This window comes from Variovorax sp. 160MFSha2.1 (assembly GCF_048305075.1).
In the GTDB taxonomy this organism is placed as follows: domain Bacteria; phylum Pseudomonadota; class Gammaproteobacteria; order Burkholderiales; family Burkholderiaceae_C; genus Variovorax; species Variovorax guangxiensis.
In genome coordinates, this window is the sequence record NZ_CP157624.1 from 4696269 (window position 1) to 4709158 (window position 12890).

Here is a 12890-nt window from a genome sequence, read left to right on the forward strand (position 1 = left end):
CAGCCCTGCACGGGTTGTGCGGGAAAGCGCACAATCGCGCCATGAACGAACCAGAGCTCTCCGACCTGGGCGCCTTCGTGGCCGTCACCCGCGCGCGCAGTTTCCGGGGCGCGGCCGCCCTGCGCGGCGTGTCGCCCTCCTCGCTCAGCGAGGCCATGCGCAGGCTCGAGGCGCAGCTGGGCGTGCGCCTGCTGAACCGCACCACGCGCAGCGTGACGCCCACCGAAGCGGGCCAGCGCCTGCTCGACCGCATCTCGCCCGCGCTGGACGACATCGCCGGCGCGCTCGACACGCTCAACAGCTTTCGCGACAGCCCCACCGGCACGCTGCGCCTGAACGTGCCGACCATCGTGGCGCAGCGCGTGCTGCCGCCGCTTGCCAGCCGCTTCCTGCGCACGCACCCGGGCATCACGCTGGAGATCACGACCAACGACACCTTCATCGACGTGCTCGCGGCGGGCTTCGACGCCGGCATCCGCTACGACGAGAGCATCGCCCGCGACATGATCGCCGTGCCCCTGGGCCCGCGCACGCAGCGCTTCGTGGCCGCGGCATCGCCTGACTACCTCGCCGAGCACGGCGTGCCCAGGCACCCGACCGACCTGCTGCGCCACGCCTGCATCGGCCACCGCTTTCCCAGCGGCGTGCTCGCGGCCTGGGGCTTCGTGCGCAAGGGCAAGACGGTGAAGATCACGCCGAGCGGGCCGCTGATCGCATCGGCGCTCGACCTGGAGCTGCACGCCGCCGAGTCGGGCCTCGGCGTGATCTACACCTTCGACGAGTACCTGCGCCCCTCCATCGACCGGGGCACGCTCGCGCCGGTGCTGGAGGACTGGTGGCAGAGCTTCTCGGGGCCGTTCCTGTACTACCCGAGCCGCACGCACATGCCGGCGCCGCTGCGGGCTTTCGTCGATTTCCTGAAGGGCGAAGGCCAGTCCGGCTGATGTCCGCCGGATATTTGCCCAGCGGATAACCAAGCGCGCGAATCTTCGTTCGCGCGGCGCTCACCGCGTCCTAGAGTGCGCAGCTCCCTTTGCCGTCCCCTGGAGTTGTAGTCATGCCTTCCTCTTCGCGCGCGCCGTCGTGGCTGCGCCGCTTCGCCCCGCTGCTCGGCGGCCTCTCCCTGAGCCTGGCGGCCCAGCTTTCCGCTCACGCGGCCGACCTGCGCGTGGGCTTCATGCCCGGCCCGTACCGCGATGCCTTCACGAACGGCATCGAGCCCCAGCTGAAGAAGCTGGGCTACACCGTCAAGTACGTCGAGTTCAGCCAGGGCGTGCAGCCCAACGACGCGGTGGAGCGCGGGCAGATCGACGCCAACATCTTCCAGCACACGCTGTACCTCAACGCCACCAACAGGCAGCAGGGCTTCGACCTCGTGCCGGTGGTGCATGTGCCGACCCCGCCGATGGGCCTCTACTCGCAGCGCCACAAGTCGCTCGACACCGTGCCCGACGGCGCCACGGTCACGCTGCCATCCGACCCGGTGAACGCGGCTCGCGCGCTCAACATCCTCGCGGGCATCGGCTGGGTGACGCTCAAGCCGGGCGTGAGCCCGGTCTCGGTGTCGGAGCGCGACATCGTCGCCAACCCCAAGCGCCTGAAGCTGGTGCCGTTGGAGGCCGCGCAGGCCCCGCGCTCGCTGGCCGACGCCGACATCGCCGCCGTGCAAGGCAACTTCGCCATCGCCTCGGGCCTGAAGCTCACCGAGGCGCTGAAGCTGGAGAACATGACGCTGCCCTACGTGAACGTGGTCGCCGTCAAGCGCGGCAACGAGAGCGCGAAATTCGCGCAGGACATCGCGGCGGCCTACCAGTCGCCCGAATTCCAGCGCTTCTTCAGGGCCAACCCGGCATGGGCCGGCTACCGGCTGCCCGACTACTTCTCGCAATGAGCCTTTCGAACAACAAGACCGCGCCGCGGCAGCTGCACCTCAACGTCAACATCCTGCATTCGGGCTTCGTGCCCTCGGCGTGGCGCCTGCCGCAGAGCGATCCGTGGGCCTTCGCCGACATCCAGCACTACATCCGCACCGCGCAGATCGCCGAGGCCGGCAAGCTCGACGCGGTGTTCCTCGCGGACAACGCGGCCATCGTCGACCAGATCCACTTCCGCCCGATCACCGCGCTGGAGCCCACGGTGCTGCTGGCCTGCGTGGCCGCGGCCACCACGCACATCGGACTGATCGCCACCGCCTCGACCAGCTACAACGAGCCCTACAACATCGCCCGCCGCTTCGCCACGCTCGACCATGTGAGCAGTGGCCGCGCCGGCTGGAACGTGGTGACCACGGCCGACCTGCCCTCGGCGCGCAACTTCGGCCTCGACGCCACGCCCGACCACGCGAAGCGCTACGCGCGCGCCTCCGAGTTCACCGACGTGGTGAAGGCGCTGTGGGACAGCTGGGAGGACGATGCCTTCGTCGGCAACAAGACCACCGGCAGCTTCATCGACACCGCCAAGGTGCACGCCATCGCGCATCGCGGCGAGCACTTCGCGGTACAGGGCCCGCTTAACCTTCCGCGCTCGCCGCAGGGCCACCCGGTGCTGGTGCAGGCCGGAGCCTCGGCCGACGGACGCGAGCTGGCCTCACGCCACGCGGAAGCGGTGTTCTCCGCCTCCCAGTCCTTCGAGGAATCGCTGGCCTATGCCCGCGCACTGAAGACCCGCGCGGCCGAACTGGGCCGCGGCCCCGACGCGGTGAAGGTGCTCGCGGGCCTGACCACCATCGTCGGCGCCACCGAGGCCGAGGCGCGCCGCCGCCGCGACGAACTGGTCGACTTGATCCCGTGGGACTACAGCCTCACGCGCATCGCCGGCACGCTCGGCATCACGCCCGACCGCCTGAAGCTCGACGAGCGCCTGCCCGACAACCTGCCGCTGCCCGCCAATGGCAACGGCAACCACACCTTCTTCAATGCGGTGGTCGCGGCCGGCCGCACACACGGCTACACGGTGCGCCAGCTGATCCGCGAACTCGCGGGCGGCGGCGGGCACCGCGTGATCGTCGGCACGCCGGAGCAGATCGCGGACGACATCGAGCGCTGGTTCAGCGCCGGCGCGGCGGACGGCTTCAACCTGATGCCTGACGCGCTGCCGCACGGGCTGCAGGATTTCGTCGACGGGGTGGTGCCGATCCTGCAGAAGCGCGGGATTTTCCGCACGGAATACGAGGGGCGTACGCTGCGCGATCACCTGGGGCTGACGCGGCCTGCCGGGCGGACGGCGCAGCGGCTGGCCGCCTGAATAGATAAAGGTAAAGGGCGCAAAGAAAAAAGGCCGCGGTTCACGCGGCCTCTTGTTCTTCTTGCGTCATCACTCCTCGTCGGCGTCGTTGCCCGTGAGCGACAGCACTTCCTCGACGAAGGCTTCGAACAACGGCAGCGACGCCGGCAGCCCCTCCAGCGACTCAGCCTCGCCCGCATCGAAGAAATGCGGCTTGCCCGCCGGCACCGAAGCCCACTCGCCCGCCTCCAGAAGCAGGCCGAGGTAGCCGTCATCGGTCGGCAGATAGAAGAGCCCGGCGCTCTCGAGCACGCGCTGCCCCTTCTTCCTGCCGCGCCCCCAGCTCACGCCCTGCCCGGCCAGGCGTTCGGTGATCCAGCCGTCGCACACATGCGTGTCGCTCCAGTTTCCCTGGGCATCGAATACGGCCAGAACGGGCATGGGGAGTCCTTTTCTCGAAGAAGGATGAAGGAAAGGAAGGATTACTGCAGGAAACCGGGCTTGGCGTAACCCTGGAATTTGCTGTCAACCACCGCCTTGAACTCCTTCGAGCGGTAGGCATCGGCGATGTCCTTGGCCCACTGGGTGTTCTTGTCGGCGGTCTTCACGGCGACCACATTCAGGTAGTAGTCGGGCGTCTTTTCGAGCACCACGGCCTCGGTGAGCTTCAGGCCCGAGGAGATCGCGAAGTTGCCGTTGACGATGGCGTACTCGGTGTCGCCGAGCGAGCGCGGCAGCTGGGCGGCTTCGAGCGGAATGAACTTCAGCTTCTTCGGGTTCTCGGCCACGTCCTTCTCGGTGGCGCGCAGCGGGTCGATGCCGGTCTTCAGCGTGAGCAGCTTGTTCTGCTCCAGCAGCACCAGCGCGCGGGCCAGGTTGCTCGGGTCGTTCGGCAGCGTCACGCGGTCGCCTTCCTTCACATCGGCCAGCGTCTTGCGCTTGGTCGAGTACACGCCCATGGGCGCGATCGGGCCCTGCACCAGTTCGGCGAGGTCGAGCTTCTGGTCGGCCGCGAACTTCTTCAGGTAGACCTGATGCTGGAAGAAGTTGGCGTCCAGCGAGCCCTGGGCCAGCGCGAGGTTGGGCTGCACGTAGTCGTTGAACTCGACCAGCTTCACCTTGTAGCCCTTCTTCTCGAGGATGGGCACGATGCCCTGCTTGAGCTGGTCGGCGTTGGAGCCGGCGGTACCGCCGATCACCAGGTTCTTCTTGGCGGGGTCTTGCGCATGGGCCTGCAGCGAGAGGCCGCCCAGGGAAAGGGCTGCCAGCGACAGGGCGAGAACGGAACGGCGCAGGAAAACGGTCTTCATGAGATTGGAAAAGCTGGAAGGAAAAAAGTGAGAGATCAACGCTTGTCAAGCCTGCGTGCCGTGGCGTTGCCGGCGAATTGCAGGATCTGTACCAGCACCACGAGCAGCGCCACGGTGAGCACCATCACGTCGGTCTGGAAACGGTAGTAGCCGTAGCGGATGGCCAGGTCGCCGATGCCGCCGCCGCCCACCACGCCGGCCACCGCCGAGTAGGAAAGGAAGCTCACGGCGAGTACGGTCAGCGCCAGCACCAGGCCCGAACGGGCCTCCACCAGCAGCACGCGCCAGACGATCTGCAGCTCGGTCGCGCCCATGGCGTGGGCCGCCTCGATCACGCCGCGCGGCACTTCGCGCAAGCACTGGTCGACCAGCCGCGCCAGGTAGGGAATGGCCGCGAACGACAGCGGCACCGCGGCCGCCAGAGGCCCGATGGAGGTGCCCGCGATCACCCGCGTGAACGGCACCAGCGCCACCAGCAGGATGATGAAGGGGAACGAGCGCACCGTGTTCACCAGCCAGTTGAGCACCAGGAACGCCGGCTTGTTCTCCAGCGACTGCCCCGGCCCCAGCAGGAACAGCAGGATGCCCAGCGGCCCGCCGATCAGCACGGCCGCCGAGAGGCCGATGGCCAGCATCATGAAGGTCTGCCCGGTGGCGACCCACAGCTCGGGGAGGATGGGGGCGATGTTCTCAAACATAGGCCAGCTCCTGCGCGCCGAACTGGGCCGACGGCCGCGCCGGGTGCGATTCGCGCGCCTCGCGCTCGCGGCGGCGCACCAGCTCGTCGATCTCGCGGCCCAGCGCGGTCTTGCGCTCGGCCTCACCGGCCGCATCGACCGCGAACTGCTCCACCAGCCGGCCCTTCTCGAGAATGGCCACGTTGCGGCACAGCACTTCCACCACCGACAGCTCGTGCGTGACGATCACGATGGTCACGCCGATCTTCTGGTTGATGTCGCGCAGCGTCTCCAGCAGCGAGCGCGTGGTTTCGGAGTCGAGCGCCGAGGTGGGCTCGTCGCACAGCAGCACCTGCGGGCGCGGCGCCAGCGCGCGGGCGATGGCCACGCGCTGCTTCTGCCCGCCGGAGAGCTGGGCCGGGTAGGTGTCGATCTTCTCCGCCAGGCCGACCAGGGCCAGGCACTCGCGCACGCGGGCGTCGATCTCGGCCTTGGAATGGCGGCCGTGGATCTTCAGCGGGAAGGCCACGTTGTCGAACACCGTGGCGTTCTGCAGCAGGTTGAACTGCTGGAAGATCATGCCGATGTTCTGGCGCGTGTCGCGCAGCTCGCTGCGCGAGAGCGTGGTGAGGTCGCGCCCGCCGACGAAGACGCGGCCCGCGTCGGGCCGCTCCAGCAGGTTGATGAGGCGCAGAAGCGTCGACTTGCCGGCGCCGCTCTTGCCGATCAGGCCGAACACGTCGCCCTGCTGGATGTCGAGCGACAGCGAATGCACGGCGTCGAACGCTTCGCCGCTGGGCAAGGCGAAGGATTTCTGCACCGATTGGAGACGGATGACTGGCGCCGCGTGATCGCCGCGGCCCTGGTCAGGCGTAGGGTGGGTCATGGAGAAGAAGCGCGGCCCGCGCGGGTGGCGCAGGTCGCGTAGGTTCGAAAAAAGGTGCCGAGTATGAAAAGAAACGCACCGAAAGGGAACGAACAAAAAGGATGCTGTTTATACGAATAGGCACATAAGAGAAGTACGTGACGGGCGCGACACGCCATATCGATATGCAGATTGGTTCGTTCCCTTCCGCGGCCGGCAATGCCACATTCGCGCCTTCGTTTTTTTCGATCCGCGCAAGCACATGCATACCAATTTCCGCCGCCGCACCTTCGCCCTCGCCACCCTGGCTGCCGCCCTCTTCGCAGGCTCCGGCGCCTTCGCGCAGGACAAGAACAACATCAAGGTCGGTGTCTCCGTCGGCAACGGCGAGCAGATCTTCGAAGTGGTCAAGAAGGTCGCCGCCAAGGACGGCCTGAACATCCAGGTGGTCGTGTTCAACGACTACCAGCTGCCCAACGCCGCCCTGGCCTCGGGCGACCTCGACGCCAACGCCTTCCAGCACCAGCCCTTCCTGGACAACCAGAACAAGGCGCGCGGCTTCGACATCGTGCCGGTGGGCCTGACCATCACCGCGCCGCTGGGCTTCTACTCGCGCAAGATCAAGTCCATCGACCAGCTGCCCGACGGCGCCACGGTCGGCATCCAGAACGACCCGTCCAACGGCAACCGCGCCCTGCTGCTGCTGCAGTCGGCCGGTCTCATCACGCTGAAGCCGGAGGCGGTGAAGAACAACACGGCCACGCCGCTGGACGTGGTCACCAACCCGAAAAAGCTGAAGCTGGTGGCGCTCGACGCCGCCCAGCTGCCGCGCTCGCTGGACGACCTGACCATCGCCTCCATCAACAACGACTACGCCGAGAAGGCCGGCCTGTCTCTGAACAAGGACGCGGTGATCAAGGAATCGCCCAAGAGCCCCTACGCCAACCTGATCGCCGTGCGCCGCGCCGACAAGGACAAGCCCTGGGCGAAGCGCCTCGTGGCGGCCTACCAGTCGCCCGAGGTGAAGAGCTTCATCGAGACGCAGTTCAAGGGCTCGCTGGTTCCGGCGTTCTGACGACTCTTGCGCCCTCCCCCGCTGGGGAGGGGCCGGGGGTGGGGGCAAGCGGCGCTCGCATGGGACGCCCTGCCCGCCCCCGTCCCAGCCTTCCCCCAGAGGGGGAAGGAGCAATACGGGGGCCTCCTCGGTGGAAGACCGGAGCATGAGAAAATGCCCGGTTTCCCCGAACACAGTCAGGACACCCCATGGACGCAGAACAGATCAACCAAATCGGCGCGATGCTCGCGGACCTGAGCGCCCGCACAGTCGATTTACGGAGGTATCTTTGACTACGATGCCAAGGCCGAACGTCTGAGGACGGTCAACGCATCGCTCGAAGATCCCAACGTCTGGAACGACCCGAAGAAGGCCCAGGAGCTGGGCAAGGAAAAGAAGTCGCTCGACGACGTGGTCGTCACGCTCGACCGGCTCACCAGCGGCCTGTCGGACAACACCGAGCTGTACGAGATGTCTAAGGAAGACGGCGACATCGCCGGCCTGCAGGCCATCTCCGATGACGCAGCCACGCTCGAAGCCGACATCAAGCAGCTCGAATTCCGCCGGATGTTCAACAACCCGGCCGACCCGCTGAACGCCTTCATCGACATCCAGGCCGGCGCCGGCGGCACCGAGGCCTGCGACTGGGCCAGCATGCTGCTGCGCCAGTACACGAAGTACGCCGAGCGCAAGGGCTTCAAGGCCCAGCTGGAAGACGAAACCCCCGGCGACACCGCCGGCATCAAGAGCGCCACCATCAAGGTGGAAGGCGACTACGCCTTCGGCCTGCTGCGCACCGAGACCGGCGTGCACCGACTGGTTCGCAAGTCGCCCTTCGATTCCTCGGGCGGACGTCACACCAGCTTCGCCAGCATCTTCGTGTACCCGGAGATCGACGACTCCATCGAGATCGAGATCAACCCGGCCGACGTGCGCACCGACACCTTCCGCGCCAGCGGCGCCGGCGGCCAGCACATCAACAAGACCGACTCGGCCGTGCGCCTGACGCACATCCCGACCGGCATCGTGGTGCAGTGCCAAGACGGCCGCAGCCAGCACAGCAACCGCGACGTGGCCTGGAAGCGCCTGCGCTCGCGCCTGTACGACCACGAGATGCGCAAGCGCCAGGAAGAACAGCAGAAGCTCGAAGACAGCAAGACCGACGTGGGCTGGGGCCACCAGATCCGCAGCTACGTGCTGGACAACAGCCGCATCAAGGACCTGCGCACCAACGTCGAAGTCTCGGCCACGCAGAAGGTGCTCGACGGCGACCTCGATGTGTTCATCGAGGCCTCCCTCAAGCAAGGCGTGTGATACCGATGAGCCTGCAAAGCCTGAAGGGTGGCAAGGTCGAAGCCTTCATCTTCGACATGGACGGCACCATGATCGACTCCATGCCCTGGCATGCGCGGTCGTGGGTCGAGTTCGTGGCGCGCCACGGCCTGAAGCTCGACGTGAGCGACATCCTCGCGCGCACCACGGGCCGCACCGGCGCCGAGTGCATGCGCGAGCTGTTCCAGCGCGAGCTCTCCGACGACGAATGCCTGGCGCTGGTGCACGAGAAGGAAGAAATCTACCGCGCCATGTTCAGCGACAACTTCACCGAAGTCGCAGGCTTCACGGCCTTTGCCAAGGCAGCGGTTGCACACGGCCTGAAGGTGGCGGTCGGCACGGCCGGCGACAGGCACAACATCGAGTTCGCCATGTCGCGCCTGAAGATGGACCCGCTGCCGCTGGCCATCGTGGGCGGCGACGAGGGCTTCTCGGGCAAGCCCACGCCCGCCATCTTCCTGGAGGCCGCGCGCCGCATCGGCGTTGCGCCCGAGCGCTGCATCGTCTTCGAGGACGCGCCCTTCGGCATCGAAGCCGCCCGCCGCGGCGGCATGCGCGCCGTGGCCGTGTGCAGCACCCATTCCGCCGCCGAGCTTGCCGGCCCCCATGTGATCGCCGCGGTTCGCGACTACGACGAACTCGCCCATTCAAATTTTTTGGAGACCCTCGATGCTGCAGCGTGACGCCCAAGGGCAACCCATCGCCATCCGCCGCGAAGACTACGCGGCCCCGGCCTATTGGATCGACACCGTCGACCTGACCTTCGACCTCGACCCCGCCAAGACCCGCGTGCTCAACCGCATGCAGATGCGCCGCAACCCCGAGGTGCCGGTGCAGCCGCTGCGCCTGGACGGCGACGAGCTGAACCTGGCGCGCGTGCTGGTCAACGGCCAGGGCGCCTCGTTCCGCATGGAGGGCGAGCAGCTCGTCATCGACGGCCTGCCCGACAGCTTCGAGCTCGAGATCTTCACCACCTGCTGCCCCATCAAGAACACCAAGCTGATGGGCCTGTTCGTGAGCGAGGACACCTTCTTCACGCAGTGCGAGGCAGAGGGCTTCCGCCGCATCACCTATTTCCTCGACCGTCCGGACGTGATGGCGAGCTACACCGTCACCCTGCGCGCGGCCAAGGCCGCCTACCCGGTGCTGCTGTCGAACGGCAACCTCGTCGAGCAGGGCGAACTGCCCGAGGGCCGCCACTTCGCGAAATGGGTCGACCCGTTCAAGAAGCCCAGCTACCTGTTCGCCCTGGTAGCGGGCAAGCTGGTGGCGCGCGAGCAGCGCATCAAGGCGCGCAACGGCAAGGAGCATCTGCTGCAGGTGTACGTGCGCGCCGGCGACCTCGACAAGACCGAGCATGCGATGAACTCGCTCATCAACTCGGTGCTGTGGGACGAGGCCCGCTTCGGCCTGCCGCTGGACCTCGACCGCTTCATGATCGTCGCCACCAGCGACTTCAACATGGGCGCCATGGAGAACAAGGGCCTGAACATCTTCAACACGAAGTACGTTCTTGCCAACCAGGCCACCGCCACCGACGCCGACTACAGCAACATCGAGAGCGTGGTCGGCCACGAGTACTTCCACAACTGGAGCGGCGACCGCGTGACCTGCCGCGACTGGTTCCAGCTGTCGCTGAAGGAGGGCCTCACCGTCTTCCGCGACCAGGAATTCAGCCAGGACCTGTGTGCCGACGCATCGGCGCGCGCCGTCAAGCGCATCGAGGACGTTCGCGTGCTGCGCACCGCCCAGTTCCCCGAGGACGCGGGCCCCATGGCCCACCCGGTGCGACCCGACAGTTACATCGAGATCAGCAACTTCTACACCGTCACCATCTACGAAAAGGGTGCCGAGGTGGTGCGCATGATGCAGACGCTGGTCGGTCGCAAGGGCTTCGAGAAGGGCATCACCCTCTACTTCGAGCGCCACGACGGCCAGGCCGTGACCTGCGACGACTTCGCGCAGGCCATTGCAGACGCGAATCCCGAATCGGAACTCGCCCGCCTGCTGCCCCAGTTCAAGCGCTGGTACAGCCAGGCCGGCACGCCGCGTCTTGCCGCCCACGGCGTGTACGACGCGCAGAACCGCAGCTACACCCTGAGCGTGGTGCAGAGCTGCCCGCCCACGCCGGGCCAGCCGACCAAGGAACCCTTCGTCATTCCGCTGAACGTCGGCCTGCTCGACGCCAGCAGCGGCCGCGAGCTGCCGCTGCAGCTGGAAGGCGAGAGCGAAGCAACGCACGGCACGCGCACCGTGGTGCTGTCGCGCGCCGGTGAGCAGATCACCTTCACGGGCCTCGACGCGGAGCCGGTGCCTTCCATCCTGCGCGGCTTCAGCGCGCCGGTGATCCTCGACTTCGAGTACACCGACGCCCAGCTGCTCACCCTTCTGGCCAACGACCCCGACCCGTTCAACCGCTGGGAAGCCGGCCAGCGCCTGGGCCTGCGCGCCGCGCTGAACGGCATTGCCGCGCTGGCCACCGACAACACGCCGGTGCTGAACGACGCCTACATCGACGCCATGCGCAGCGTGCTGCGCAACCCGCAGCTCGACGCCGCCTTCAAGGAACTGGTGCTCACGCTGCCCTCGGAAACCTACATCGCCGAGCAGCTCGACGTGGTCGACCCGCAGCGCGTGCACCTGGTGCGCGAAGCCATGCGCGCCCAGCTGGCCACCGCCCTCTTTGCCGACTGGCAGTGGGCCTATGAAGAGCACCACGACACCGGCGCCTACAGCCCCGATCCGACCTCGTCGGGCCGCCGCGCGCTGGCCGGCATGGCGCTGAACTTCCTGTGCCTGGCGGCACGCTCCTCGGGCGACGTCGTTTGGCCGGGCAAGACGCTGCAGCGCTTCAAGGATGCGGGCAACATGACCGACCGCTTCAACGCGCTCAACGCGCTGGTATCGTCGGGCCACACGCTGGCGGCACAGGCGCTCGCGCGCTTCCACGCCATCTTCAAGGACGAGGCGCTGGTCATCGACAAGTGGTTCTCGCTGCAGGCCGGCGCGCCCGACCGCGGCGGCGACATCCTGCCACTGGTGAAGCAGCTGATGAAGCACCCCGACTTCTCGCTGAAGAACCCGAACCGCGCGCGCAGCGTGATCTTCAGCTACTGCAGCGCCAACCCCGGCGCCTTCCACCGCCCCGACGCGGCCGGCTACGTGTTCTGGAGCGAACGCGTGATCGAGCTCGACGCCATCAACCCGCAGGTTGCCGCCCGCCTCGCGCGCGCGCTCGACCGCTGGAGCAAGCTGGCCGAGCCCTACCGCAGCGCCGCGCGCGAGGCGATCGCCCGCGTGGCGGCCAAGCCGGACCTGAGCAAGGACACCCACGAGGTCGTGACCCGCGCGCTCGCCGGCAACTGACCCCGAACGAACCCGAACACCACGGAAAACACATGGCTCAAAAGATTTCCCTCACCCGCTACCTCGTCGAACAACAGCGCGCCGACGGCCTCATTCCCGGCCAGCTGCGCCTGCTGCTCGAAGTGGTCGCGCGCGCCTGCAAGAGCATCAGCCAGGCCGTCAATAAGGGCGCGCTGGGCGGCGTGCTCGGCACGGCCGAGAGCGAGAACGTGCAGGGCGAGATCCAGAAGAAGCTGGACATCATCGCCAACGAAGTGCTCATCGAGGCCAACGAATGGGGCGGCCACCTCGCGGCCATGGCCAGCGAGGAAATGGACAGCATCTACGTGGTGCCCAACCGCTACCCCCAGGGCGAATACCTGCTCATGTTCGACCCGCTCGACGGCAGCAGCAACATCGACGTGAACGTCAGCATCGGCACCATCTTCAGCGTGCTGAAGAAGCCCGACGACCACCCCGGCGTGCAGGAAGCCGACTTCCTGCAGGCAGGCACACAGCAGGTGGCCGCCGGCTACTGCATCTACGGCCCGCAGACCACCCTGGTGCTGACCGTGGGCAACGGCGTGGCCATGTTCACCCTCGACCGCGAACAGGGCAGCTTCGTGCTGACGCAGGAAGACATCCAGATTCCGCCCGACACCAAGGAATTCGCGATCAACATGAGCAACATGCGCCACTGGGACGAGCCCGTGAAGCGCTACATCGACGAATGCCTGGCCGGCAAGGAAGGCCCGCGCGGCAAGGACTTCAACATGCGCTGGATCGCCAGCATGGTGGCCGACGTGCACCGCATTCTGATGCGCGGCGGCGTTTTCATGTACCCCTGGGACAAGCGCGAACCCGAAAAGGCCGGCAAGCTGCGCCTGATGTACGAGGCCAACCCGATGAGCTGGCTGGTCGAGCAGGCCGGCGGCGCCGCCACCAACGGCAAGCAGCGAATCCTGGACCTGCAGCCCACCAAACTGCACGAGCGGGTGAGCGTGATGTTGGGTTCTAGAAACGAAGTTGAGCGTTTGACGCAGTACCACGCCGAGAAGGCGTGATTTCTTGGCTATAATCTGAGG

Annotated in this window: 12 protein-coding genes; 8 read left to right on the plus strand and 4 right to left on the minus strand. The window is 67.0% G+C overall.

The annotated features are described in order from the left end of the window. Positions 1–41 precede the first annotated feature (41 nt). The 3 genes from ABL838_RS21345 to ABL838_RS21355 all read left to right on the plus strand — a co-directional run bounded on the left by ABL838_RS21345 (position 42) and on the right by ABL838_RS21355 (position 3243). Positions 42–944: a LysR family transcriptional regulator gene (locus tag ABL838_RS21345; protein WP_418121770.1), complete on the plus strand. Its 903-nt coding sequence runs from the start codon at positions 42–44 to the stop codon at positions 942–944. 113 nt (positions 945–1057) lie between these two features. After that, positions 1058–1891: a MetQ/NlpA family ABC transporter substrate-binding protein gene (locus ABL838_RS21350; RefSeq protein WP_418121772.1), complete on the plus strand. Its 834-nt coding sequence runs from the start codon at positions 1058–1060 to the stop codon at positions 1889–1891. Beyond that, on the plus strand, positions 1888–3243 hold the full coding sequence (locus ABL838_RS21355; protein ID WP_418121774.1) for an LLM class flavin-dependent oxidoreductase: 1356 nt from the start codon (positions 1888–1890) through the stop codon (positions 3241–3243). The genes ABL838_RS21350 and ABL838_RS21355 overlap by 4 nt, the downstream gene beginning before the upstream one ends. A gap of 69 nt (positions 3244–3312) precedes the next feature. Here ABL838_RS21355 and ABL838_RS21360 read toward each other — a convergent pair whose 3' ends face one another. From ABL838_RS21360 to ABL838_RS21375, 4 genes are read right to left on the minus strand one after another with little or no spacing between them, the layout of a single operon-like run. Beyond that, entirely contained in the window at positions 3313–3663 is a 351-nt protein-coding gene (locus ABL838_RS21360) for a hypothetical protein (protein WP_418121775.1), read from the minus strand. A 41-nt stretch (positions 3664–3704) separates the two neighbouring features. Beyond that, complete coding sequence (locus tag ABL838_RS21365; RefSeq protein ID WP_126025252.1) at positions 3705–4532, minus strand: MetQ/NlpA family ABC transporter substrate-binding protein; 828 nt, start codon at positions 4530–4532, stop codon at positions 3705–3707. Between the two features lie 35 nt (positions 4533–4567). Beyond that, positions 4568–5230 carry a methionine ABC transporter permease gene (locus ABL838_RS21370; protein WP_093200265.1) on the minus strand — a complete coding sequence of 221 codons (663 nt, stop codon included), beginning with the start codon at positions 5228–5230 and terminating at the stop codon, positions 4568–4570. After that, complete coding sequence (locus ABL838_RS21375; RefSeq protein ID WP_418121777.1) at positions 5223–6095, minus strand: methionine ABC transporter ATP-binding protein; 873 nt, start codon at positions 6093–6095, stop codon at positions 5223–5225. Before ABL838_RS21375 ends, ABL838_RS21370 begins: the two co-directional genes overlap by 8 nt. 241 nt (positions 6096–6336) lie before the next feature. On the opposite strand from ABL838_RS21375, the gene ABL838_RS21380 reads away from it, so the two are divergent. The 5 genes from ABL838_RS21380 (at position 6337) to ABL838_RS21400 (ending at position 12869) form a co-directional block, all read left to right on the plus strand. Then, a complete protein-coding gene (locus tag ABL838_RS21380; protein ID WP_418117240.1) occupies positions 6337–7149 on the plus strand; it encodes a MetQ/NlpA family ABC transporter substrate-binding protein in 813 nt (270 codons plus the stop codon). A 188-nt stretch (positions 7150–7337) separates the two neighbouring features. Continuing rightward, positions 7338–8442, plus strand: a protein-coding gene (gene prfB / locus ABL838_RS21385; RefSeq protein ID WP_126025249.1) for a peptide chain release factor 2 whose coding sequence is annotated in 2 segments (ribosomal slippage) — positions 7338–7418 and positions 7420–8442 — 1104 coding nt in all. Because the reading frame shifts where the segments join, the coding sequence is not laid out codon by codon here. A 5-nt stretch (positions 8443–8447) separates the two neighbouring features. Then, on the plus strand, positions 8448–9143 hold the full coding sequence (locus tag ABL838_RS21390) for an HAD family hydrolase (RefSeq protein ID WP_418121779.1): 696 nt from the start codon (positions 8448–8450) through the stop codon (positions 9141–9143). Next, entirely contained in the window at positions 9130–11826 is a 2697-nt protein-coding gene (pepN, locus tag ABL838_RS21395; protein ID WP_418121781.1) for an aminopeptidase N, read from the plus strand. The genes ABL838_RS21390 and pepN overlap by 14 nt, the downstream gene beginning before the upstream one ends. Before the next feature lie 32 nt (positions 11827–11858). After that, positions 11859–12869, plus strand: coding sequence for a class 1 fructose-bisphosphatase (locus ABL838_RS21400; protein ID WP_019658239.1), 1011 nt, complete (start codon positions 11859–11861; stop codon positions 12867–12869). Positions 12870–12890: the final 21 nt, after the last annotated feature.